Source organism: Micromonospora sp. S-DT3-3-22, assembly GCF_015354745.1.
GTDB lineage: Bacteria > Actinomycetota > Actinomycetes > Mycobacteriales > Micromonosporaceae > Micromonospora > Micromonospora wenchangensis.
Genome location: NZ_JACGMO010000119.1, coordinates 1 through 24,600, shown reverse-complemented (window position 1 = coordinate 24,600; position 24,600 = coordinate 1). Strand labels below are relative to the sequence as shown.

The following is a 24,600-nucleotide window of genomic DNA, read 5'->3' as shown; positions in this document are numbered from 1 at the left end:
GGGACGGTGGCGGCCCGCGCCAGCCCGCCCACACCGCACCGGTACGCACCCCGGAGGCGGGGACCCGCCTCGCCGACCCGGCCCGCCCGCCTGCCGACCCGGTGCGCTCCGGGGGCGAGCGGACGCCGGGGGAGTGGTCCCGCCCGGGTGGCGACCGGACGGTGGGGGAGCCGACCCCGCCGACCGGCGAGCGGACGGCCGGTGAACCGGCGACCCGGCCGACGCCGGCCGACACCGCACCGGTGCGCGGTCCCGTCGACGGTGCTCCCACCCGCCCCGACGGCCCACCGCCCGGCCGCGACGCCGACCCGGTCCGCGCCGACGCGGACCCGGGACGCCGCGACGTCGATCCCGTCCGCCGGGACGCCGGGCCGGGACGTCACGAGATCGAGCCGGTCGGGCGCGAGGGCGAACCTGTCCGGCGCGATCCCGGGCCGGGGCACCGGGACGTGGAGCCGGGCGGGCGGGACGCCGAGGCGGCACACCGGGACCCTGACGACGCGCCACCCCCGTTGCCGGCCGACCGCCCCGAACCACCGGTGACCACCCGGGACGACCCGGCGGCCACCGGTCCCGACCGGACCGGGCCGGCCACCGACCCGACCGGGGTGACCCGGGCCGACCCCCGCCCGGACCACCCCCGGCCCGAGGACCGCCCGGCCACCGACCGGCCCCCGCAGGACCGGCCCCCCGAGGATCGCGGGGCGGAGAACCGGGGGCCCGGGGACCGGGACGCGCAGACCGGGGCCTCGATCCGTCCCCGCGACGAACTCCGTGCGATGGAGTGGGCGGACCGGGCCTACGACCGGTTCCGGGCCGACCCGGGGGACGTCGCGGACATCGCGGCGAACCTCGCCACCGTCGCCCGCCCCGGCGGCACGACAGGTTTCACCCACGCCGAGATCGCCCGGGTGAAACAGCACCTCATGGTCGACGAGCACGTGCTGCGGGACTACCCGGACGGCTGGGTCCGCCGACGCTTCGACGCGGACGAGGACATCGCGGAGGCGTGGATCAGGCTGCGGGAGGGCCGCCCGCTCGAACCCGACCTGGTCCTGCTGGAGCACGAGCTGGCCGAGTCGGGCTACCTGCTGCTGCACCCGGACGCCACCTACCCGGATGCCCACGCGTACGCCCAGAGCCTGTTCAATTGGGAGCGGGTCGCGCCCGGCCGGACCGGAGAGGACCTGGACAACTCGTGGCCGAGGAGAACCGGTGATGGCGATTCTGGTGGACTTCGAAATGGTCCGGGAGGACAGTCGGGAGGTCGAGTACAGCTTCGGCTACCCGGAGAAGGACCGTCGGCTGGTCATCCAGAAGGGGTCCCGGGAGGGGCAGGTGCTGGACGGGCTGGAGGACATGCAGTACCGGAAGGCGTACGGCAAGATCCTGCGGATGCAGGCCGAGGCGGCGAGCTGGCCGCCGGGGGGCAGCTACGCGGCGTAGCACCGGCGGAGGGGCACGTCCCGTACGAGCTGGTGCCGGCCGGGTCGCACCCGGTCGGGCCCTCGGTGCCGCTGCCCGAGGCGGTGCGGTCGACGTTCGACGGGCACGTCGGGGAGCTGCTGGCCGGCCGGGACGCCGGGCCGGTGGACCAGCCGCACCGGGCGAGCTGGGACGAATCGTCCCGCCTGCTCACCGTCGAGTACCCGGACGGGCTGCGCGTCGGGGTGGTGCTCCAGGTCAACTCGGCGCTGCCACCCGGGCAACCGGTGGTGCTGCGGCCGGGAATGGCGGTCGAGCACGGGCAGTGGGTGCAGCGGGAGCCGGCCGGGGTCGTCCTGCCGGAGCACCTGCCGGCCGACCCGGCCACGCGGGCCGCGTTCGTCGACCGGCAGCTCGGCGACGCCTGGCGCACCCTCCACCACGAGATCCACCAGGTACTCGACCGTCCGGTCGAGCCCGGCCGGTCCGGGGTGCCGACGGACGGCGTACCGGAAGGGGGACGGGACGGGGCGACGCCGCCGCACGGGCCGGCGCGACCCGGACCGGCGCGGACGCCGCCGGAGCCGTCGCTCGCGGCGCTGGAGGCACCGGTCCGCCCGGACCCGCCGGTGCTGGACGCCGACGCGGTCGGTTTCCGGGACGCCACCGCCCCCGCGCCGGCACCGCCCCGGCCGCTGACCCCGGGCACCGTGCGCGGCCTGCTCGCCGACCCGGCGACCCCCGGACAGCTGCGGGACTGGGCCCGGGAACACCTCGCGGTACGCCAGGAGGACGGCTCCCACCTGCCGCGTAGCCAGGCCGAGATCGACGCCGTGGTGGCCCGGCTGCGCGCGGAGACGACGGCGCTGGTCGCGCAGCGGACCCCGGCCGACCCGAACGCCGCACCACCCGCCCCCGCCCCGAGGCCCACCCTCCCGGACCCCGCCGGGCCGAGGCCCGTCGTCCCGGAAAACGCCGCCCCGAGGCCCGTGCCCCACGACACCGCCGGGCCGGGGCCCGAGCCTCCGGACGTCGCCGCGCCCAGGACCGCCGGGCCGCCTGCCGCCGGGCCGGATGCCGGCACACCCGGGACCGCCGAGGCGCCGACGGACGGGTCGCCACGGGCGGGCGACGAACTGCCGGTCAGCCAGGAACTCGCGCCGAGCGGCAACTTCCCCGCCCACCGCACCCGGACCGGCGCGGAACTGCCCGGGCAGGTGCACGAGCTGGTGGGCAGGGCGAAGGAGAACCTGCTCGCCCGGTACCCGGAGGCGGCCGTCGCCGGCCGGATCGCCGACCTCGACGCGGTGGCCGGGCAGGCCGACCGGTTGCAGGCGGCCGCCGACCGGGCCCGCGACGGCGGCCCGCTCGGCGACGTCGTGCGGGAGGTACGCGCACTGAGCCGGGCGGTCGACGGGTACGCCGACCGCTACCGCGACTGGCGGGACTTCTCCCGGGGCGGGGAACACGCCGACCCGGGCTGGCGGGACCTGGACGGGGTGGACCCGCTCAACTCCGTCGAGATGGCCCACCGGGTGGTCGGCGTGGACCCGGTGACCCACCGGTTCCACGTCATCGACCAGGCGATCGCGGTGGCGAAGATCGGCGACGTGCTCGGGCCGGCGTTCGAGCGGCACGCGGCCGACACCTTCGAACGCGTCATCCCGAAGGACATGGAGAGCGTCGAGGCGCTGCTCCCACCGGAGCTGCGCCTGCCCGAACTGGACGACTGGGTCCGGGGACCGGCGCGGGGTGGCTTCGACACCCGGACCGAGATCCTCTATGTCGACCCTCGGGACGGCACCGCGCACCGGCCGATCAGCGCCGTCGCCGCGACCGTCGTGCACGAGAGCATGCACCGTCTCCAGCCCGGCCCCGACGTGCTGGGTGACCTCCTCGCCCGGGGGATCGCCGAGGGACGGTACGGCGACGACGTCGAAGCGCAGGTGCTGGTCCCGTTCCGGTTCGAAGGCGAGTTCCAGGCGTTCGTCGTCCAGCAGCAGTTCCTGCGGGGGCTGGCCGGGTTCCGCGCCCTCGACCACGCCGGGGATCCTCGGGTGCCGCGTAGCGACGCCTACCAGGAGCTGGCCGACCGGACCCCGCAACAGATCCGGGACTACGTCCTGGAGCGGTACGTCACCGATCCCGCCGAGCGGGCCATCCTGTCGCGGGAGCCGTCGCTCGACGGACTGGTCGGTCTTCCTCCCGAGCAGGTGGTGGAGCGGGCCCGACTCGCCATCGACGAGGCGAACCACCCGATCGCCGGCGAGCGTCGGGTCGGCACCCTGCACGGCCCGCTCAGCCGCGACGTCGCCGCGCGGCACGGCATCGACCTCGGCGAGATCAGTCGGGAACAGGCGGCCCGTCCCCTGCCCGCCCTCCGCGACCAGGCATCCGGTACGCAGGCTCCCGCTCCGCCGCGTCCCGCAGACGTGACGCCGCCGCTCGCCGAGTGGGTGCCACACCCGGCGAGCGGCCCGCCGGACGGGGGCCCCGCGGACCGGCCGGAGTCCGGGCACCGCTCCGGTGTGCTCGGCCGCGCACTCCGCCGGATCACCGGGTTTCTCGCCGGGCCCGAGCCCGCCCCTGTCGCTGCGGACCGGCCGGCGACGTCCCGACCGGCCGCCGATACCCGACCGGCCGTCGCCGACCAGCACACCGCGCCGGGGCGGTCGCCCGCCCGGGACGTCGACGGGGCAGCCCGGGGTGTGCCGGACCGGTCCGCACCGACCGGACGTACGCCGGAACCGACGACACCCGGCTGGCCCGCCCCCGGCGTGACCCGCCCGGAGCAGGCGTCCGTCAACGGGCCGGGAGCCGTGGCTCCGCCCGTCCCCGACGGACGGACCCTGCTGAGGCTGACCGAGCGGCGCTGCATCGTCGACGAGCTGCGGGACGCCACCGACCCGATCGACCAGGTACGCCTCCGCGACGAGCTGAACCGGCTCGACGCCGATCTCGCCGGACACGGTTACCCGGTGCACGGGTTGGAGCGGGTGCCGGAGCCGGACGGGGTGACGCCGACCGACGGACGGGAGTACGCCCGGCACGACGAGATCTGGTCCGACCGGCCGTGGCGGCAGGAGGACCGCAGGCCCTCCCTCGACGAGCTGATCCCCGAAACCCGGGAGGAGGCCGCAGCGTGGGAGGAGGCGGTACGCCGGGAGTTCGCCGACCAGTTGGACGGACGCGAGTTCGCCGGGCTACGGCTCCGGGTGGACCTGACCGATCCGTTCAGCGTCGGCGTGCACCGCAACGAGGTGGTGGTCCGGGCCACGGTGCACGACGGGGACGGCGCGAACGTCGGCCGGGTGGTGCGGTCCTTCCACCGCGACCACGACGGCAGCCTCTTCGTCGAACACGTCTCGCTGAAGCTCGCCGACCAGGTCCAGGGCCGGGGCTTCGCCCGGGAACTCAACGGCCACCTCACCGGGTGGTACCGGTACTCCGGCGTCGCCCGGATCGAGGTGCACGCCGCCTCGACCGTCGGCGGGTACGCGTGGGCGCGCGACGGCTACGACTGGGCGCCGGACACCGGGCACCGGGCGAACGCCGTGCTCGACCGGCTCCGGGCCGAACTGCGCGAGGTCGACGCCGACATCGCGCTGGCCGGCCGCGCCACCGACGGCCCCGTCGACCCCGACCGGCTGCGGGCCCGCTACGGCACCACCGATCCGCAGCGGGTGCTCGCCGAGGCGTACCGGCAGCGGGAGGCGGGGCGGGAGATCCTGGACCGGGCGGCCCGGCACCCCTTCGGCAGCAGCCGGTACCCGACCCCGTTCGAGATCAGCCAGGCCGGCTGGGGGGAACACCACCAGGGGCGGGACGCCTCGTGGATCGGCAAGCGGGCGTTGCTCGGCGCGGACTGGAAGGGCGTCAAGCCGGTCAGCGACACCGGGCCGCTGCACCCCCGCTCGGCGTACACCGTCGGGCTGCCCCGGGTGCCCGACCCGTCGGCGATCCACGGCCTGCTCAGCGGCGGCCATCCGCCGGTCACCGCCGCCCGCGTCCCCGACGCGCAGTTCCACGGGTACGGCCGGGACACCCCCGAGCCGGAGCTGGTACGGCAGCTCGGCGACGACGCCCTGCGGCAGACCGTGGGCCGGTCGCCGGCCGACAGCCCGCTGCGGGGCGTACGGCTGGAGTTGACCGCCGTGCCGGCGGACGCGCTGCCCGACGGTGCGGTGGCCCGGTCGGTGCCAATCGACGCGGACGGCCGGAACCTGCCGCACGGCACCGTCCCGCCGGACGGGGGCGGTTGGCGGATAGAGCTGTCCGACCGGGCGGCCGACGTCACCGTGGCGCGGGCCGTCGCCCACGAGGCCGCCGAGCTGACCGCGATCAGCGAGCGGGCGGCCGGCGGGCTGGACCCGTTCACGCCGGACGCGCTGACCCCCGGGGCACCGGCCGACGGCGCCGGCCTGAGCCCGCACGACCTGGGCCGGCTGGCCGAGGCGGAGGTGCTGGCCGACCTGCTGCGCGACCCGGCCCAGACGGCGTACGCCCGCACCGAACTGCGGGCCCTGCGCGACCATCTCGGGCTGCACCCGGACGATCCGGGCCTGGCGGCCCGGCTGCGGTTGCTCGACGGGCGGCTGAGCGACGCCGGCCGGGAGGCGCTCGTCGGTGCCGACCCGCCGGCCCGGACCCCGACGCTGCGGATGCTCGGCTTCGCCGACGGGGTCACCCCCGGCGGGACGGTGCACCGGGTGGCCGAGGCCCTCGGTGGGCACGGCGACGAGCTGAGGATCCGGGTGCCGGGGGCGCAGCCGTCGACGCCGGCCCCCGGGGTGCGGCTGTTCGGGGCCGATCCCGTCGCGGGCGTCACCGGGCCGCTGAGCCCGCTGCTGCGCCCCGACGGGCTGCCCGGCGACGTGGACGTGCTGGTCGGCCACGGGCAGACGGCGGGCATCGCGGACGTGCGGCGGGACGCCTACCCGGACGCCGCGGTCGTGCAACTCCTCGACCGGGTGCCGACCGACCCGGAACACCTGCGGGTGCTGTCCCGGGCGGACCTGGTGGTGGCCGTCGGCCCGGACGTGGCGGACGGGCTGCGGCAGGGGCTGACCGGGCTGGGCGGGCGGATGCCGGAGATCCGCGAGGTGACGCCGGGGTTCGTGCCCCGCCCGGTGCCGCCCGTCGGCGGCGGCCCCGGCGCCGGCCCGAGGATCCTGGTGTACGACGGCGACTCGGCCGCCCACCGGCAGGCCGCGCAGGTGGTCGCCGAGTTGCGGTCCCGGGGCCTGGCCGGCACCCGGCTGGTGGTGACCAGCGTGGAGTCCGATCCGGGCGTACGGCAGGTGCGCAGCCGGGAGCTGAGCACGCTCGCCGGCACGTTCGTGGAGGTCCGTCCGCTGCCGACGGAGGCGGGCGCGGTCACCGCGACGTTCCACGGGGCGGACGTCGTGCTGGCGTCGTCCCGGGGCGACGGCTACGACCCCGGCTTCGTCCTCGCCGCCGAGCACGGCGTCCCCGTCCTGGTCGACGGTGCGACCGGTGCCGGCCGGCTGCTCGCCGACGTCGACCGGGTCCCGGCCGGCCTGGGCCGGGACTCGGTGGTCGGCGAACCCGTGTCCGCCCCCACCGCCTGGGCGGACCGCGTCCAGGGCCTGACCGACGCGGCCGTCGCCGGCCGCGAGCGCGCGCTGGAGCTGCGGCGGCACCTGACCGGTCGGTTCGGGCCCGAGGTGACCGCGCAGGCCGTGCACGACGGCCTGGCGGCGGCCGGGGTGCGGGGCGGCCGGGTCGCCGACGGCGACTGGAACGGCGAACTCTCCCCGTACGAGGTGGTCCGCCGGAACCCGGCCCCGGCCGGGGAGACCGCCGGGCGGCTGCGGGTGATGACCACCTGCACCGAGTGGCACTCGAAGCTCGGCGGGGTGCCGACGGCCAACCGGGAGCTGACCGAGGCGTTCGCGGCGGCCGGGGCGCAGGTGCACGCGCGGGTGTCCGCAGTCGACCCGGACCGGCCGGACCTGGTCCGGGAACGCGTCGCCGACAACCTGGAGGTGACCGGCGTACGGCCGGTGTGGGGGGTGCTGGACGCCAAGGGTCTGCCCGACACGCGGGCGCTGCTGATGCTCTTCGAGAACCTGCCGCCCGAGGTGGACGTCGTGGTCGGCCACTCGCGGTTCAGCGGCGGCGCGGCCCGGCTGCTGGTGGAGCAGCTCTACCCCGGGGCCCGCTACGTGCACGTGCTGCACACCGCACCGGAGGTGCTGGACGGTCTGCGGGGCAACCCGGGTGAGGGCCTCGGACACGCCGGGACGGAACGCCGCCTGATGGCCGGCGCCGACCTGGTGACCGGGGTGGGTCCGCTGCTCGGTCAGGAGGCGGCCCGGCTGGCCGGCGGGGGGACGGCCGGCGCCCCCCGGACCCACGAGATCATCTCGGACATGCCCCGCCTGCCGGGCGAGCCGGTCGCCCGGCCGGCCGACAAGGTGGGCTTCGACCTGGTCGTCCAGGGCCGCGCGACCGACCCGATCAAGGGCATCGACTTCGCCGCGAAACTGGTACGCCACCTGCGCGCCGAGGGGGTCGACGTTCGGCTCACCGTGCGCGGTGCGCCCCCCGCGGACGTCGCGGCGCAGACCGAACGGCTCGCCCACCTCGCCGGGACCGAGATCCGGGTGCTGCCGTTCGTCAAGCCGGGCAGCCCGGAGCTGATGACCGACCTGTTCACCGCCGACCTGGTGCTGATGCCGTCGATCCACGAGGGCTTCGGCCTGGTGGCCAGCGAGGCCGCCCGGGCGGGGGTGCCCGTGCTGGTCGGCGAGGGCACCGGCGCGGGGCTGTTCTTCGGCGACCCCAGGTACGTGCCGGCCGCCCTGGGCGAGGCGGCGACGGTACGGGACGGGGTCACCGTCGCCGCGTGGCGTCGCGGACTGGCGGAGATCACCCGTCCCGACGGCACGGTGGACCCGGCGGACCAGCGGGCGCTGCTGGACCGGGTCGCCGACGAGCGGGTCCCGGTGTGGGCCGAGCACGTGAAGCGGATCCTGGCCGAGCTGGCGGTGCACCGCGACCGGGCGCTCGACCTGCGCCGCCACCTCGACGCCGGGTACCCGCCGGGCAACGCGGCCCGGGAGTTGCTGGCCGTGCTGGCGCGGCAGCCGGACGACGCCTCCCGCCCCGACGCCACGTCCCGTCCGGAGGCTGGCGGGGGCGGGCGGGAACACGACGACGGCACCGGCACGCCGACACCCGGCCGGCCGTCGCCCGACATCGACCGTCCGGGGCCGGGCGGCTAGCGTGGGGACGGAGCCGACCGTGCGGGCACCGACGAGGAGGGACGCAGCCTGATGACCGATGCTGATCCGGACCGGGACGCCGCCGCGCACCTGCTCTGCCAGTACGACTACGGGCAGGCCGGCGACGGGCGCAGCGTCCGACGGCCCGTCGGGCTGGCCGAGGCGGCCGACCTGTGGCGGCGGACCCTGGAATCCGGCCGGGCGGCCGAGTCGACGGTGGACGGGCCCGGGGCGGGCGACGACGTGATCGCCTTCTCGACCGCGCGGGCGCACGTCGTGGCGGCCCTGCTGGAGGAGTTCGCGGCCCGGGTCGAGCCCGGCCGGTCCACGCCGCCGGTGCGGGCCGACGATTCGCTGGCGGAGCTGGCGACGCAACTCGCCCGGCATCTCGAGTCGGGCACCGGTTACTGAGGGGACGTGGGGATGAGCGACGACGGCCTGAGCGTGCCGGTCCCACCGGCCGACCCCACCCGGGAGCTGCTGATCTGGCCCGACTACCAGCGGGACGGCAGCGGTCGTACGACGGCACGCCGGGTCGGGCTCGACGAGAAGGCCGCCCAGTGGCGGGCGACCGTCGACGCGGGACGCGGGACCGAGGAACGGCTCGGTCGGGCCGCCCCCGGGCTGGTGTCGATGTCGAGCGCCCGTGGCCTGGTCGTCGCGTCGATGCTGCGGGAACTGGCGGCCCGGGTACGGCCCGGATTCAGCTGTGGCCCGGTCCGCTCCGACGGCTCGCTCAGCGCGCTGGCCCGCGAGCTGGCCGATGACCTGCGTCGCCGCACCGACCGATGACCCCGTCCGGTGGAGCACCCGACCGGTAGGTGCGTCGACGGCCGGGAACCCGTACGACGAGGGGCGTGACGCTGCGGGTGGTCGGCGCGAACGGTGCCGTGACCACCACCTCCGGCCTGCTGCTCCCCCGTGCCGGCGCGGGTCCGGTGTTGAACTCGCCGGCCACGACGGCGGCGCTGGGCCGGCGGGTGGGGGTGGACCTCGATCCGGTGGCGTACGCCGAACTGCTCGCCGTCCTCCACTCCGGCGCGACGCCCGGCTCGGGTATTCTCCGCGCCCCCCGCGTTCCCGCCGGGATGATTGGTCCGCGACCCGACGCCGGGCGGGCCGGGTGGCAGAATGACGTGCGCCGACGGCCGGACGGGGAGGTTGCTGGTGGACACGGAGTGGACGACCGGGGCGCTCCAGCGGTGCGTGCTGGCCTCCGACGAAGCCACCGGACAGGTGTGGGTCGGCCCGGAGTCGGTGACCGTCAAGACCGACAGGTTCCGGTACCGGGCCCGGCCGGCGCAGTGGGCCGTGGTCGACGGGGACTGGCTGGTCGAGGCGGTCCGGGTGGTGGCGGCACGGCAACCGATGTTCGTCACCCACGGCCTGCTGCGCACCACGTCCGGCGGGACGTTGCACCTCAACCGGCCCGAGGTGATGGCCGAGTTGGGCCGTCGGGTGGGTGCCGGGCTGGACCCGTCGGCGTACGCGGAACTGCTGGGTGAGCTGTACTCGGCGTGGACGATCGACGGCCCGGTGGTACGCCCCTTCTCGGTGACCGAGGGCACCCGCGCCGGCTGGTTGATCCGTGACCCCGACCATTTCACCCACGTGCTCGCGGTGCCGGACGCGCCTGCGGTGACGCCCCCGACGTTCGTGCCCGACCCGGACGGGGGCTGGACCTTGCGGTTCTTCTCGCACAACTACTACCTGTTGGAGATCCGCTCCGCGGTGGACGTGTACCGGTGGACGGTCACGGGTGGACCGGGCCGGGCGGCGACCTGGGTCCGGGAGACCGTCGCCGAGCGGGTGGAGCGTCCGCTGCCGTGACCGGTCGGACCGCCGGAACCGGCCGGCCAGCAGAGACCAGCCCCGCTCCGTCGGTCCGGGCGGGCAGTCCGCCCGGCGGCGGACGGCATCCGGAGGTGACCCGATGGCGATGACCGACGACCCGGAGCGGCAGCGCCGGCTGCGCGACCTGGCCGACCTGCACGCCCGGTGGCAGGCCACGCACCAGGTGGACGACGCCGACTTCACCCCCGAGGGCGCCGACTCGGCGCAGCGTCGGCCGCCGTCGGCGCAGGCGCAGCGCGAGTACATGCGTCAGGCCCGGGAGATCATGGGCCTCGACCCCGACACCGGCCACTACCGGGACACCGAGTGACCCTGCTGCCCGCCGTCCGGACCCGGGACGAGGTCGACCTCTACCTGGAGTTGCACCCGTGCCCCCGGTGCGGGTCGATGGAGGCCGCCTGGACCGCGACGGCGACGACACAGGAGTCCCGACCGGCGTACCGGTACTCCGGTCGGTGTGCCGAATGCCACGAGCGGCGCGAGTTCCTCTTCGCCCTGCCCGAGGGGCGGACGGCACCCGCCGACGCCGGTCCGCATCCCCGCAGCAGGTTCGGCGGCCCGCAGCCCTCCGCCCTGCTCGACCCCGGTGAGTGGCTGCTCGTCGCCGACTGGTGCGGGGAGGCGGCGGAGGCGGCCGAGCGGCAGGGCGACGACGCCGAGGCGGCGGACCTGCGGTGGACCGCCGTGGCCGCCCTGGAGGAGGTCCGTAAGTTCCTGCCCGAGGCCGGCGACGCGGTGCCGGAGGCGGCGTTCTGGTCGACCCGGGGGCGGACGGTCTACCAGCGGGAACCGGGGCGGTTCCGTCGTCGCCGGATCGAGGTCGTGCGGGACTTCCACCTCGACCACATGCCGTGGAGCCCGGCGTGACGCCGCTGGCCGCGCGGTCCACCCACGAGGCCCACCTCTACATGGACCTGCAACCGTGCGGCTGTGGGCAGGGGCGCTTCCCGCGCGCCTCGACCGTGCTCACCCTCCCCGACGGGGATCTGGCCCGCCGCTACACCGGCGCGTGCCAGGGGTGCGGCACGGCCCGCGAGTTCCTGTTCCGGCTGCCCGCCGCGCCCGTCGGGGTGCAGGAGGGCTTCCGGTACGGCGGCCCGGAGCCGTCCCGGCTGATCGACGCCGGGGAGTGGCTGTGGGTGGCCGGGAACCACGCCCGAGGGGTGCCGGCCGGGGCGCGGACCCTGCCGGAGGCGGACCGCCGGCGGTGCCGGGCCCGGCTGACCGCCGCCGTCGCCGCCCTCGACGAGGTGGTGAAGTTCGTGCCGCCCGGCGGTGCCCGGGTGCCGTTCACGGCGGTCTGGACGGCGCTGGGTCGCACGGTCTACCAGCGGGAGCCGGGCCGGTTCCGGGCCGGCCGGTTGGCCGCGGTGCGGTCCGCGTACGTCGGGGCGCTGCGCCGCCTGGACTGAGCCGTCGGGGGTGGACGGAGATCAGTCGGCGGTGCCGCCCGACCGCTGCGCGGGGGTGGGGGTTCTGCCGGCCGGTGGGCCGGCCGACAGGTTCGCCGCGCACGTCGGGGAGATGCTTGTCCGCTCCTCGACGATCCGGTCGCCGAACAGGATCGTGCAGTGCAACGTCGGGATCCCGCCGGCGTACGCCAACCGCTCGTCGACCCCCGGCCGGGCCTGCGGCGTCGCCGCCACCCACACCCGTTCCACGTCGGGATAGCGCAGGGTCACCGCGTGGGACCAGGCCCAGGTCAGGCTGGTGGCGGACTGTGTCTCCAGCGCGCTGTGCCCCCAGGTGACCGCCATCCCGAACAGCCCACCTCCGCCGCCGACCACCTCGACGGTGAGCGTGACCACGTACTCCACCGGGGCCGGTGCCGGGGCGGGCGACGGGTCGGCGGAACAACCGGCCACAGTGGCGGCCAGGGCGACGACCGCGACGACACGTCGCATGGAACCTCCTGCGGAACGTCGGCGGACGGCGACCGGCCCGTAGCCTAGCGTGCGCCCGCTGCGGGTCCCGCCCGCCGGCGGGACATCGCTAGGCTCAGGTCGGCACCGGGCAGGGAGGGAGACCCGTCGTGGACGAGTCGTGGCAGCCGGCCAACGACACCGAACGGGCGTTGCTGCGCGCGGCGCGCGAAGACGACCGCATCGGGTTCTTCCGCATCCTCACCCGGGCCGAGCTGTTCCTTCCGCAGGTGCGCGACGACGACCCGGCCGACGGCGGGCAGCGGTTCGTCACGATGGACCTCTTCGGAGCGCCGTTCCTGCCCGTCTTCACCTCGCTGGAGGCGATGGCGCCGCAGGTCGCCGGGGTCGCCGACGCGTACACCGTGACCGGGTACGACGAGCTGTGCGAGCGGTGGCCGGTGGCCGGCTGGCGGCTGGCGGTCAACCCGGGCACCCCGCTGGACGCATACCTGCCGGTGGAGGCGGTCCGGGCGGCCGCGGACGGGGAGCTGACCGTGCCCGCCGGGGCGGAGCTGCTCACCGAACTGGCCGAGGCGGCGGCCGACGACGAGATCGTCGCCGCGACGGCCGACGGGCCGGACGACCCGGCCGCCGCGTTCGCCCCACCGGCCCCCGCCCCCGGTCCTTCGGACGAGCCGGACACCGCCGCGCTGTTGCTCGACGCGGCCGGGCGGGGCGACTCCGCCGGCTACCTGGACGCGCTGCTCGACGCGCTGGTGGTGCTGCCCACCGCCGCCCCGGTGTCCGACCCGGCCCGGCTGGTCGACCCGGACTTCCCGTGGCGTGCGGTCGGCGCGGGGGAGACGCCGGTGATCGAGGTGTTCACCGCCCCGGAACGGTTCGCGCGGGCCTACCCGGACGGCACGCCGAGCCTGCGGGCCACGCTGGCCGCCCTGCTCACCGTCTGGCCGCCGGGGCACGCCCTGGCCGTCGACCCGGACTCCCCGGCGGGCGTCACCGTCCCCGCCGACCAGGTCCCGTTCCTCCTGCTCTGGCCCACCCCCGACGGGACGGCCCCCGAAGGGGCCGTCGCCGGGCGGTCGGCCGGTGACGGGTGGGGCCGGTGAGCGGGGCCGGGCCGATCCCCGCAGCCCGGTACGCCTTCGGGGTGGCCCACCCGGTCGCGCCGATGCTGCGGGTCCGCTACCGGCAGGGTGTGCCGGTCGACCCGTACGGCTTTCCCGACTGGACGCCGTACGCGCGGGCGGTGGTCGAGCTGCCGCCGCTGCCACCGGGCATCGGGCTGGACGAGGCCCGGGTGCTGGACGTGCTCACCGCCAACCTGGCGGTGCCGGACCCGGCCGATCCGCAGGCGTCGGGACGTACCCCGGCGGGGTGGGTCTGGGCGCACCTGGCGCGCAGCCGGCGGGTCGCGCTGGTGCCGGCGGAACTGCACGCGGCGCTGCGGCACCTGGGCGGGGTGAGTACCGGCGACGCCGACCCCCGCCGCCGCGGCCTGCCGGTGGACACGGCCACCCCGCCGCCGCTGCGGTTCGCCGAACGGCTCACCCCGCAGGCGGTGACCCGGATCGAGCAGCGGCTCGGCTTCGCCCTGCCGGCCGGCTACCGGGACTTCCTGGCCCGCACCAACGGCGGCTGGCCGGACTGGCCGGCCGTGCACCCCCGGTTCGGGTTCGTCGTCGACCAGCCGCTGTTCGGCGTGGTCCGGGCCGACTGGATGCAGGACCTCTGCCACGCCAACGCCTGGTTCACCGACCGGTTCACCGCCGACTTCCTGGCCGTCGGGCACGTGCAGGGCGGCCTGCTCGCCGTCCGGGTGGCGGGCGGCGACGAGGGGTCGGTCTGGTACTGGGACGACGACGATCCCCGGGCCCGCGACGACGACACCGCCGCCGACGTGACCGCCCGGCTGCTGCACCGCTGCGCCGACAGCTTCGGCGTCTTCTGGCATGCCCTGCGGGCGGTGCCCGGGTCGCTGCGTGACCTGGCCGTCGGCGCGGTGGCCGACAGCCGGGTCGGTCGGGTCGACGACGGGCGGACCGGGTCGGCGCTGCCGCCCGCCCGCCGACGGCCGGCGGCGTGAGACCGGGACGGAGGAACACATGACGGGGTACGCGCCGGTCCGCCGGCAACCGGACGACCGGACGGGTACGGGCGGTCGCCGTCCTGCCGCCGGATCGCCGCCGACCGGCGACGCGACCCGGCGGGGGCGACGTCGGGTGACGGCGGCCGGCCGGGCGCGTCCGGTGGTGGGCGGGCTCGTCGTCGGGCTCGTCGCCGCGACCCTGGCCTGCCCGGTGCGGCCCGCCCCGGCGGCACCCGGGTGCGCGCCGGCCGGCGGGCAGGTCGGCACGCCGTCCTGGGCGCAGCAGGTGCTCGCCCCGGAGCAGGTGTGGCCGTTCAGCCAGGGGGCCGGGGTGACCGTCGCGGTGCTCGGCTCCGGGGTGGACGCCGACCATCCGCAGTTGCGGGGGCGGGTCGGCAGCGGCTTCGACGCGGTCCGGGGCAGCGGCCCGGCCGACACCGACTGCACCGGGCAGGGCACCCGGGTGGCCGGGCTGATCGTCGCCCGGCAGGCCGACGGGTCGCCGTTCGCGGGCCTCGCGCCGAGCGCCCGGGTGCTGCCGGTACGGGTGGTCGACGACCGGGCGTTCGGGGCCACCCCGGTCGACCCGGCGGTGCTCGCCCGGGGCATCGACTGGGCGGTCGACCGGGACGCCCGGGTGGTCGCGGTGACCGTGGCCGCCGACCGGGACAGCGCAACCCTGCGGACCTCGGTGCGGCGGGCCGTCGAGCGGGGTGTCCTGCTGGTGGCCGCCAGCGGTGACCGGGGCGGGGACGGCAACCCGGTGCCCTACCCGGCCGGCTACCCGGAGGTGCTCGCCGTCGGGGCGATCGGCCCGGACGGGCGGCGCTGGCCGAAGTCGCAGTACGGACCGTACCTGGACCTGGTCGCGCCGGGCGCGGCGGTGACCACCACCCAGCGCGGTGCCGGACTGGTCGAGGCCGCCGACGGCACCGCACTGGCCTGTGGTTTCGTGGCCGGCGCGGGGGCGCTCACCCTCGCCAAGCGGTCCGGTACGCCGCGCGGCGAACTGGTCCGGCTGTTGACCGTGACGGCGGTCCCCGGTGCCGACCGCACCGAGTACGGCCACGGCACGGTCAACCCGTACGGGGCGGTCAACGACCAGTTGCTGCCACAGGCCCGGCCGGCCCCGCTGCCCCGGTTCCGGCCCGCCGACGACCGCCCCGACCCGGCGGTACGGGAGAGCCGGCGGATCGCCCTGGCCGGCACCGCGCTCGCCCTCGTCACCGTCCTGGTGGTGTGCGCCGTGGCGCTGACCCTGCCCCGGGTACGGCGTCGCCGCTGGCGGCCGGCCGTCGCGCCGGCACCCGCCCGGTCGACGCCGCCGACCGAACCGGGTCCGCCGGTGCAGCTCTTCGACGATCCGCCGCCCGGCCGCTGACCTTCCACGGCAGGCGGTCCGGTGCGGCGGGGCCGGTCAGCCGCCGGTGGTGATCGGCGCGGGCCGGACCGCGGCCAGCGGGTCCAGGGTGGGGCCGGTCGGCACCAGCATGGTCAGGCCCGGCGGCACCGTCAGCGCCCCCTCCGCCGGGTAGCCGAGCAGGCGCAACGCCTCGGCGGACGGCACCGGGTACCGGATGCCCAGGTCGGTGACGATGCTGTACGCGCCGGGGCTGCCGAGCAGTTGCAGCACGGTGACCCGGCCGGCGGGGGCGGCGATCCGGTCGGCCAGCGGGATGCCGTCGGGGGAGACGGAACCGGTAGGCGTGGCCCGGTCCGCGTCGGGCACGGTGCCGCCCACGGTCAACTCCGGCGGGGTGCCGGCGTCGGAGGTGGCGGCGCAGATCTGCTGCCCCGGCTCCGGACCGAGCAGCTTCGGCGGGGTGGCGGGGGGCTGGCCCCGGTCCGGCGGGCGGGGTACCCGCTGGCTCTTCGGCAGCGACGTGACGTCGGAGACGGCGACCGGGACGGGTTGCCGCCCCGACTGGCCGGCCTGGATGGCCTGCTGCACCGGGGTGATCGGGGCGACCCCGTCGGCGAGCACCAGGTAGTGCTGCGGGCCGGAGGCGGTCTGGGCGACCAGCACGTCGCCGTTGCGTCGCCCGGACACCTCCCGGGAGGGGTCCCCCCGGTCGGCGACCGGCAGCGCGGCGAGGTCCACCCCGGCGGGCAGCGCGTTCAACCAGGCGGTGCCGACGGGGGTCGGGGTGACCGCCCCGAACAGGGCGGGCACGACCACCCGGGAGCCCTGCACCAGGTGCCGGCGGCCGTGCCAGACCAGGTAGTTCATGCCCAGCGTGGCGTCCTTGACGAGCAGCCCGTCGTCGCCGACGCCCCGCCCACCGGCCGGGCGGGCGGCCAACGCCAGGGTCACCGTGTCGGTGGTGCGGCCGGTGTCGTCGGTCGTCGGGGTGGAGCAGACCGTCCACGGCAGACCGGCCCGCCGGTTCGCGGCCGGCAGCGAGGCGGGGGCGTTCGGGATGCCCATCGTCACCCCGCGCGGCACCGTGCCGAGGGTGCTGGCGGAGACGCGGACCACCGGGGTGCCGGGGCGGCCGGCGGCCAGCAGCGCGGAGGCGTAGTTGAGCGTCGGGTGCAGCCGACCGTCCAGGTAGATGTAGGTCGCGCCGCTCTCCTTCTCGACCACCACCGCGCCGGGCTGCCGCCAACTGTTCCCGCCGACCTTGGTGAGCAGCCCGTAGATGCCCACCCCGGCGGCGACCAGGACGGCGACCATCAACCCGCCGAAGAGCGCGCCGATGCCCCGGCGCAGCGGCGACTGCTGCGGGTCGGTCTCGCGCATCACGAACGCGGACATCACCCGCTGGGTCATGAACTGGTACGACTGGAGCTGGTCCCGCCGCGTCGTCATCGTCGTCTCACCCGCCGATCGAGGCGAACATCCCCCGGATCGCCCCGAACAGGCCGATGACCGCGCAGGCCAGCGGGATCAACGCCATGATGGCGATCACGTCGGCGATGTCGGCGGCCCGGCCCAGGTAGGGCGACGGCCGGCGTCGACTGTAGACCAGCCCGGCGACCAGCGTCAGCGCCGCCGCGGCGACCACACCGAGCCAGACGAGCACCCGGCCACCGCCCGGCGCGGTGCCCAGCAGCGCGGCGACGGCCAGCGACGACAGCCCCGTCAGGCCGCTGACCAGTAGCGGCACCCGCTGCGCGGCGGTGGGGAAGAGCCGCCCACGCAGCAGCAGCGCGCCGGCCCCGCAGAGCGCCAGCAGCGCGCCGGCCGGGGTGCGGTCCCCGGTCAGCAGGAACGCGATGGCCAGCGCACCGCAGACCGAGGCGGACAGCAGCATCCCGGTGAGCAGTTCGGTGGCCCGCGCCACGGTCACGAAGACCCTCGCCCGCTCCGGCACCGGCCGGTCCTTCAGGATCTCCTCCGGCCGGTCGGGCAGCTCCGGCACCGGCAGCTTGCCCAACCAGCCGGCGATCAGCGGGTAGCCGGGCAGCAGCCCGATCACCGTGGTCAGCGTCGCCGCCGCCGCACCGGCGGGGGAGACTCCGGCGTAGCAGAGCGACGCGGCCAGCACGCCGGTGAGCCCGGCCGCCGCCCCCGCCATGAACAGCCGCTGCACCCCGCCCACCGCCGCGTAGCCGACGATGCCGAAGACCAGCAGCGCGGCGGAGCCGAGCAGCAGGCTCGGCGCCCCCAGGTCGACCAGCCGTGCGCCGTCCGGCGCGACGAGCAGCGCCCCACCGAGCAGCGCGTAGGGCAGGCCGGCGGCGGCCACCACGGCACCGGCGGTGGCGTCGGGCACGGCCCGCGACAGCACCGGCCCGACGACCGCCAGCAGCGCCGCGACCCCCAACGCCAGCAACCCCGGGGTACGCCACGGCGCGCCGACCGTCGTCAACGCGACCAGCCCGATCCCGAGCAGGGCGGCGGTGACCGCCAGCCCGGCCCGCCGGGTGGCGTCGTCGCTCCACGATCGACCGGTACGCCGCGCGCCGCTGGCGATCACCTCGACCACGTCGTCGTACGCCAGCTCGGGCCACTCGTCGCGGCCGGGCGTGAGATGCAGCAGCTCGCCGTCGCGGACGCCCTGCACGGCGAGGTTGCGGGTGGCCTCCAGCAGGGTGCCGGTGGCCCGTCGCAGCACCCACCCGCCCTGCTGTTCGCCGACGTCGCCGAGGCCCTCCCCGGCGTGCCGGAGCAGGTGCGGCAGGAGTTCCCCGACGAGCATGCCGTTGGGCAACGCCACGTCCATCCGCCGCTGGGGAGCGGCGATGGTCACCCTGGCCAGACTGAGACCGCCCGGGGCCGTCACGCTGGTCACCTCCCCGTGTGCCACGCGTCCGCGCGGTTGCCTCCTGGGCCTTCCGCGGCGGTCAACGTAGCACGGTCGCGCCGCCTTGTCGGGTGGCCGTCCGACGACGGGCGGCGGTCCCTGCCAGGGGCGACCGGTCGATAGAGTGGGCCGCCGGAGACCTACGTGGTGGGAGGTACGGGGGAGATGTCGTCGTTGGTGGTCGTCAAGCGTCCACCCCGCCGGCCGGCGCCCCCGCTGCCGACCGGGGAGGTGCTCCTCGACCCGCCGCCGGAGGTGCCGGCGGCCGGTGGCCGGGGCTGGACCCGGATGCTGATGATCCTGCCGATGGCGGCGGGTGCCGCGGCGATGGGCCTGATGATGGGCATGCAGCGCGGCGGGGTGATGACCTATGTGGTCGGTGGCATGTACGGGATCTCCATCCTCGGCATGATCGCCGTGATGGCGGTCAACCAGTCGGGGCCGGGCAAACGCGAGATGATCGAGGCCCGCCGCCAGTACATGCGCCGCCTCGCCCAGTTGCGGGCCCAGGTCCGCGCGACGGTACGCCAGCAGCGGGAGGCCATCCACTACCGGCACCCCGACCCGGACTCGCTCTGGTCCACCGTGACCAGTGGCCGGTTGTGGGAACGTCGGCGGGGTGACGCCGACTTCAGCGTGGTCCGCATCGGGCTCGGCCCGCAGGAGGTCGCCACCCCGCTGATCCCGCCGCAGACCCGCCCGGTGGACGAGTTGGAGCCGCTGTGCGCGGTGGCGCTGCGCCGGTTCGTCGCCACCTACTCGGTGGTGCCCGACCTGCCGGTGGCGATCGCCCTGCGCGACTTCTCCCACGTGTACCTGCGCGGGGCCGACGACGCCGTACGGGGGCTGGTCCGCGCGGTGGTGGCCCAGCTGACCACCTTCCACGCCCCCGACGACCTGCTGGTCGCGCTCTGCGTCGGCGCGGACCGGCGGGACGGGTGGGAGTGGGCGAAGTGGCTGCCGCACGCCCAGCACCCGACGAAGCTGGACGCGGTGGGCCCGATCCGGCTGTTCGCCCCGACCGTGGTGGCGCTGGAGGCGATGCTCGTCGACGTGCTGGCCAACCGGCCCCGCTTCGACCCGACGGCGACGGCGGCGGTCACGCCGTACGTGCTGGTGGTGGTCGACGGCGGGCAGGTCGCCGGCTCCGACCACCTGATGACCGAGGGCGGCGTCGCCGGGGTGACCCTGCTGGACCTCACCGGCCGGCCGCCGCGCCTGCTCGACGAGACCTCCGTGGTGCTCGACGTCGCCGACGACGGCACCATCTCGGGCACCACGATGGACGGTGCCACCCGGGTGGGCCGGGCCGACACGCTCGATCCGGCGCGGGCCGAGGTGCTGGCCCGGGAACTGTCGCCGCTGCGGCTCTCCGCCGCCTCGTACGCCGACCAGCCGGCCGTCGCCACCGACCTGGGGCTGGCCGACCTGCTCGGCCTCGGCGACCCCTACGAGCTGGACCTGGCCGACGCCTGGGGCAGCCGCCCCAACCGCAGCCGGCTGCGGGTGCCGATCGGGGTCAACGAGAACGGCCGGCCGATCGAGCTGGATCTCAAGGAGTCCGCCCAGGAGGGGATGGGCCCGCACGGGCTGCTGGTCGGCGCGACCGGCTCCGGCAAGAGCGAGCTGCTGCGGACGCTGGTGCTGGCGCTGACCGTGACGCACAGCCCGGAAATCCTCAACCTGGTGCTGGTCGACTTCAAGGGCGGCGCGACGTTCGCCGCGCTGGACCGGCTGCCGCACACCAGCGCCGTGATCACCAACCTGGCCGACGAGCTGTTCCTGGTCGACCGGATGCTCGGCGCGATCCAGGGCGAGATCACCCGCCGGCAGGAGCTGCTGCGTCGGGCCGGTAACTACGCCTCGCAGCGCGACTACGAGCGGGCCCGCGCGGCCGGGGTGCCGCTCGCCCCGCTGCCCAGCCTGCTGATCGTGGTGGACGAGTTCAGCGAGCTGCTCAGCGCCCGACCGGATTTCATCGACATGTTCGTGCAGATCGGCCGGGTGGGCCGGTCGCTGGGCATGCACCTGCTGCTGGCCTCGCAGCGGCTGGAGGAGGGGCGGCTGCGCGGCCTGGAGACGCACCTGTCGTACCGGCTGGGCCTGCGGACGTTCTCCTCGATGGAGTCCCGGGCGGTGCTCGGCGTGGCGGACGCCTACGAGCTGCCCCGCTCGCCGGGGCACGGCTACCTCAAGGCCGGCACCGAGGGGCTGATCCGGTTCAAGGCCGCGTACGTCTCGGGGGCGGTCCGGCAGCACGGCGGGGTGCCCACCGTCGGCGGCCGGCTGATCGACCCGGTCCGCGACTACACCACCGACTACGCCCCGCTCGCCACCGACGACGTCCCGGACGAGCCGACGGAGGCCCCGGTCGACGAGCACGTCGGGGAGAGCCTGCTCGACGTGCTGGTGGCCCGGATGGAGGGGCGCGGGCCGGCCGCCCACCAGGTCTGGTTGCCGCCGCTGGAGGAACCGCCCACCCTCGACGCGCTGCTGCCACCGGTGCAGGTGTCCCCGGTGCGGGGCCTGACCATCGTCGCCGAGGACCGGCACGGTGCGCTGCACGGCGTGGCCGGCATCGTCGACAAGCCGCTGGAGCAGCGCCGCGACCCGCTCTGGCTGGATCTGGCCGGGGCGGCCGGCAACGTGATGGTGGTGGGCGCACCGCAGACCGGCAAGAGCAACCTGCTGCGTACCCTGGTCACCAGCCTGGCGTTGGGCAACACCCCGCGCGAGGCGCAGTTCTACTGCCTGGACTTCGGCGGCGGCACCCTGGCCGCGCTGGCCGGCCTGCCGCACGTCGGCGGGGTGGCCAGCCGGCGCGAGGTGGACAAGGTCCGCCGGACCATCGCCGAGTTGCACGGGCTGATGCAGGCCCGGGACGCGTTGTTCACCACACATGCGGTGGAGGGCGCGGCGGCCTACCGGCGGGCCCGCCGCGAGGGTCGGTTCTCCGAGGACCCGTTCGGTGACGTGTTCCTGGTGGTGGACGGCTGGGCGGCGCTGCGGGGCGAGTTCGAGGACCTTGAACCCCTGGTCACCGAGCTGGCGAACCGGGGTCTCGGCTACGGCATCCACATCCTGGCCGCCACCAACCGGTGGATGGACGTCCGGCCGGCGGTGCGGGACATGTTCGGCGCGAAGGTGGAGTTGCGCCTCGGCGAGCCGGCCGACTCGGTGATCAACCGGCGGGCCGCGGTGAACGTGCCGGAACAGCACGGCCACGGGTTGACCCCCGACGGCCTGCACTTCCTCGCCGGCCTGCCCCGCCTCGACGGCCGGCCGGTGGTCGACGACCTGCCGGACGCGCTGGCCGACCTGGTCAAGCGGGTGCAGCAGCACTGGACGTCGGCGGGTGCCCCGGCCGTCCGGCTGCTCCCCGCCGAGTTGCCCTACGAGGCGCTGCCCGCCGTGCAGGGCGGCGTGATCCCGATCGGCATCGCCGAGACCGACCTCCAGCCGGTACGCCTCGACTTCACCGCCGAACCGCACCTGCTGCTCTTCGGGGACGTCGAGTGCGGCAAGAGCACCTTCCTGCGCGGGCTGGCCCGCAGCATCGTCGAGGGCAACGACCCGGCGGCGGCCCGGATCATCCTGGTCGACTTCCGGCGCAGCCTGCTCGGCGCGGTCGAATCCGAGCACCTGATCGGCTACGGCACCTCCCCGCAGGTCACCGCCGACCTGGTCAAGCAGGTGGCCACGGTGATGGGGGAGCGGCTGCCGGGGCGGGACGTCACCGCCGAGCAGCTGCGCGACCGCAGCTGGTGGAAGGGCCCGGAACTCTACCTGCTGGTCGACGACTACGACCTGGTGGCCGGGGCGGCGCTCAACCCGCTCGCGCCGCTGCTGGAGTACCTGCCGCAGGCCCGCGACATCGGCCTGCACCTGGTGCTGACCCGGCGGATCGGCGGTGCCGGGCGGGCCATGTTCGACCCGGTGATCGGGCGGATCAGGGAACTCGCCTCCCCGGGCATCATGATGTCCGGGCCGCGCGAGGAGGGCGCGCTGTTCGGCACCGTCAAGCCGCAGCGGCTGCCCGCCGGCCGGGGCTGGCTGTTCACCCGCCGGCACGGTGCCCGACTGGTCCAGCTCCCCCTGGTGCCGCCCCCGGTCGGCTGACGTGACCCTGCCGGGGCGCGTCATGATCGACTCAACGGGGCCGGGACAGCTCAACGGGGCCGGGACAGAGCGGTGTCGGCTGCTCCGATACCGCTGTCCCGCGCGACGGCGACCGGCTCACCGGAGCGGGCGGCCCGCCCCGGTCGGGCGGGTTACGCTGCGCTGGTGAGCCGCCGTGACCAGTACCGGGTCGAGTTGCGGGCGGCCGGCCCCCGGCGGTGGCCGGCGTACCTGCGGGAGCGTTCGGGGTTGCCGGGGCCGCGCGCCAACCTCGAACTCGCCCAGGCCGTCGCCGACGAGGGCGGGCCCGACACGTTCGACAGTCTGCTCGCCACCGACGACGAGTACCTGGTCTTCTGCGGTGTGCTGGGCCTCGGCCGGTTGCTGGCCGACGGCCCGCCGGCCCGGGCCCGGATGCGCATCGAGGCGCGCCTGCACGAGCACGCGACCGACCCCCGCTGGCGGGTACGCGAGGCGGTGGCCCTGGCGTTGCAGCGGCTCGGCGACGCCGACCTGCCGCGCCTGCTCGACCTCGGCACGGCCTGGGTCGGGGACCCGCACCCGCTGGTCCGGCGGGCGGCCGTCGCGGCCGTGTGCGAACCGCGCCTGCTGACCGCTCCGGAGGCTGCCGCCCGCGCCGTCGCCCTGTGCGGACAGGCGACGGCGGGCCTGGCCGCCCTCCCGGCCGACCAGCGCCGCGACGAGGGTGTCCGGGCGCTGCGCCAGGCGTTGGGCTACTGCTGGAGTGTCGCGGTGGCCGCCGATCCGGCCGGTGGCCTGCCGTCGTTCCGGGCGTTGGCCACCGTCGACGACGGCGACGTGGCCTGGATCGTCCGCGAGAACGGCCGGAAGAAGCGCCTCGCGCGGCTGCTGGTCAGCGACGCGGCGCGCCCAGCAGGTGCTGCTCGACCGGGGTCTGACTGATCCACAGGTGCCGGTCCGTGCCGCCGCCGACCAGGCTGAGCATGTCGTCGGCCATCACCTGGAGGAACCGGCCGCTGTCCGGGGGCAGCCGCAGCGCCTGCCGCGCGGTCGCCGACTCGTCGGCGGAGAGCCGTTGCAGCACGCAGAGGTCGCTGTCGCGCAGGGCGGACGCGGTGCCCGGATCGAGCCGCCGCAGCACGGTCAGCTCGGCCTGCCACGAACCCGGCGTCGCCGCCCCGAACCCGGCCGGGCGGGTCGCGCCGGGCGGCAGGTCACGCACGATCAGGGTGGGCTGCTGGGCGGTGCCGGCGGCGGGTGCCGGCCGGTCGTCGACGCGTACCTCGACCCGGTCGGCGGCCCGGCCGAGCGCCGCCGGGCCGAACCCGGCCCAGGTGGTCGGGTCGGCGGTGACCACGATGACCCGGGCGCCGAGGGCCAGCGCCCGGAAGGCGACGAGCTGACCCGCCCACACCCCGCCGACCAGGGCGACCCGGGTCGGTTCCGGGCGGAACAGCCGGATCGTGACCGCCGCCCGGCGGCGGTCCGCACCGAGCACCAGACCGGCCGGGAGCGGGCTCGGGCTGAGCCGGGCGAGAGCCGCCGGGGAAACCGCGTGGGTGCCGATCCGCAGCCGGGGCAGCCGACCGGACGGCCCGCCCCGACCGGGGGCGTCCCCGACCCCGGGGAGGTGGGTCGGGGGTGGGCCGGGGGGAGCGGACGGATGGCTCTGCGGGGCGGCCAGCGGACTGGCCAGGGCCCGGGTCAGCGGGTCGGCGGTGGCCAGCGCGGTCGCGGCGGCGGTGCCG

Annotated in this window: 16 protein-coding genes; 12 read left to right on the top strand and 4 right to left on the bottom strand. The window is 76.4% G+C overall.

The features are described 5' to 3' along the window. Positions 1 to 161: 161 nt before the first annotated feature. The 7 genes from H1A17_RS27130 (at position 162) to H1A17_RS27100 (ending at position 11,941) form a co-directional block, all read left to right on the top strand. The gene (locus H1A17_RS27130) at positions 162 to 8,675 is read left to right on the top strand and encodes a glycosyltransferase (RefSeq protein WP_228544316.1); all 8,514 of its coding nucleotides are present in this window, start codon (positions 162 to 164) and stop codon (positions 8,673 to 8,675) included. Positions 8,676 to 8,726: 51 nt separating this feature from the next. Next, positions 8,727 to 9,086: a hypothetical protein gene (locus H1A17_RS27125; RefSeq protein ID WP_145921568.1), complete on the top strand. Its 360-nt coding sequence runs from the start codon at positions 8,727 to 8,729 to the stop codon at positions 9,084 to 9,086. Positions 9,087 to 9,098: 12 nt separating this feature from the next. Beyond that, complete coding sequence (locus tag H1A17_RS27120; protein ID WP_145921567.1) at positions 9,099 to 9,467, top strand: hypothetical protein; 369 nt, start codon at positions 9,099 to 9,101, stop codon at positions 9,465 to 9,467. Between the two features lie 375 nt (positions 9,468 to 9,842). Continuing rightward, positions 9,843 to 10,505, top strand: a complete 663-nt coding sequence (locus H1A17_RS27115) for a hypothetical protein (protein WP_145921566.1) — start codon at positions 9,843 to 9,845, stop codon at positions 10,503 to 10,505. A gap of 103 nt (positions 10,506 to 10,608) precedes the next feature. Further along, complete coding sequence (locus tag H1A17_RS27110; protein WP_145921565.1) at positions 10,609 to 10,839, top strand: hypothetical protein; 231 nt, start codon at positions 10,609 to 10,611, stop codon at positions 10,837 to 10,839. Next, entirely contained in the window at positions 10,836 to 11,396 is a 561-nt protein-coding gene (locus H1A17_RS27105) for a hypothetical protein (protein WP_205789248.1), read from the top strand. The genes H1A17_RS27110 and H1A17_RS27105 overlap by 4 nt, the downstream gene beginning before the upstream one ends. Next, a complete protein-coding gene (locus H1A17_RS27100; protein WP_240762392.1) occupies positions 11,393 to 11,941 on the top strand; it encodes a hypothetical protein in 549 nt (182 codons plus the stop codon). Before H1A17_RS27105 ends, H1A17_RS27100 begins: the two co-directional genes overlap by 4 nt. A gap of 21 nt (positions 11,942 to 11,962) precedes the next feature. Here H1A17_RS27100 and H1A17_RS27095 read toward each other — a convergent pair whose 3' ends face one another. Continuing rightward, positions 11,963 to 12,433, bottom strand: a complete 471-nt coding sequence (locus H1A17_RS27095; protein WP_145921564.1) for a hypothetical protein — start codon at positions 12,431 to 12,433, stop codon at positions 11,963 to 11,965. A gap of 128 nt (positions 12,434 to 12,561) precedes the next feature. Between H1A17_RS27095 and H1A17_RS27090 the strand changes: the two genes are divergently transcribed. Genes H1A17_RS27090 through H1A17_RS27080 form a run of 3 tightly spaced genes read left to right on the top strand, consistent with a single transcriptional unit; the run spans position 12,562 to position 15,882 of the window. Then, on the top strand, positions 12,562 to 13,521 hold the full coding sequence (locus H1A17_RS27090) for an SseB family protein (RefSeq protein WP_194823196.1): 960 nt from the start codon (positions 12,562 to 12,564) through the stop codon (positions 13,519 to 13,521). Continuing rightward, entirely contained in the window at positions 13,518 to 14,498 is a 981-nt protein-coding gene (locus H1A17_RS27085; protein ID WP_305070082.1) for an SMI1/KNR4 family protein, read from the top strand. The genes H1A17_RS27090 and H1A17_RS27085 overlap by 4 nt, the downstream gene beginning before the upstream one ends. 19 nt (positions 14,499 to 14,517) lie before the next feature. Beyond that, complete coding sequence (locus tag H1A17_RS27080; RefSeq protein ID WP_168222561.1) at positions 14,518 to 15,882, top strand: S8 family serine peptidase; 1,365 nt, start codon at positions 14,518 to 14,520, stop codon at positions 15,880 to 15,882. 36 nt (positions 15,883 to 15,918) lie between these two features. On the opposite strand, the gene eccB is transcribed toward H1A17_RS27080, so the two are convergent. Continuing rightward, entirely contained in the window at positions 15,919 to 17,313 is a 1,395-nt protein-coding gene (gene eccB, locus H1A17_RS27075; RefSeq protein ID WP_194823195.1) for a type VII secretion protein EccB, read from the bottom strand. A gap of 7 nt (positions 17,314 to 17,320) precedes the next feature. Continuing rightward, positions 17,321 to 18,697 (bottom strand): type VII secretion integral membrane protein EccD, encoded by a 1,377-nt coding sequence (eccD, locus tag H1A17_RS27070; RefSeq protein ID WP_309236881.1) that lies wholly within the window; start codon positions 18,695 to 18,697, stop codon positions 17,321 to 17,323. A gap of 219 nt (positions 18,698 to 18,916) precedes the next feature. Here eccD and eccCa point away from each other — a divergent pair, with 219 nt between their 5' ends. Further along, entirely contained in the window at positions 18,917 to 22,870 is a 3,954-nt protein-coding gene (gene eccCa, locus H1A17_RS27065) for a type VII secretion protein EccCa (protein ID WP_194823198.1), read from the top strand. Between the two features lie 165 nt (positions 22,871 to 23,035). Then, the gene (locus tag H1A17_RS27060; protein WP_194823194.1) at positions 23,036 to 23,794 is read left to right on the top strand and encodes a HEAT repeat domain-containing protein; all 759 of its coding nucleotides are present in this window, start codon (positions 23,036 to 23,038) and stop codon (positions 23,792 to 23,794) included. Here H1A17_RS27060 and H1A17_RS27055 read toward each other — a convergent pair. After that, a partial coding sequence (locus H1A17_RS27055) for a hypothetical protein (protein ID WP_194823193.1) occupies positions 23,745 to 24,600 on the bottom strand: 856 nt, incomplete at its 5' end. The genes H1A17_RS27060 and H1A17_RS27055 overlap by 50 nt on opposite strands.

What these genes read in the sequence shown, in the direction of transcription:
- H1A17_RS27125 (WP_145921568.1), top strand. Translation starts at nt 8,727, where the DNA reads ATGACCGATGCTGATCCGGACCGGGACGCCGCCGCGCACCTGCTCTGC.
- H1A17_RS27120 (WP_145921567.1), top strand. Translation starts at nt 9,099, where the DNA reads ATGAGCGACGACGGCCTGAGCGTGCCGGTCCCACCGGCCGACCCCACC.
- H1A17_RS27110 (WP_145921565.1), top strand. Translation starts at nt 10,609, where the DNA reads ATGGCGATGACCGACGACCCGGAGCGGCAGCGCCGGCTGCGCGACCTG.
- H1A17_RS27095 (WP_145921564.1), bottom strand. Translation starts at nt 12,433, where the DNA reads ATGCGACGTGTCGTCGCGGTCGTCGCCCTGGCCGCCACTGTGGCCGGT.
- H1A17_RS27080 (WP_168222561.1), top strand. Translation starts at nt 14,518, where the DNA reads ATGACGGGGTACGCGCCGGTCCGCCGGCAACCGGACGACCGGACGGGT.
- eccB (WP_194823195.1), bottom strand. Translation starts at nt 17,313, where the DNA reads ATGACGACGCGGCGGGACCAGCTCCAGTCGTACCAGTTCATGACCCAG.
- eccCa (WP_194823198.1), top strand. Translation starts at nt 18,917, where the DNA reads ATGTCGTCGTTGGTGGTCGTCAAGCGTCCACCCCGCCGGCCGGCGCCC.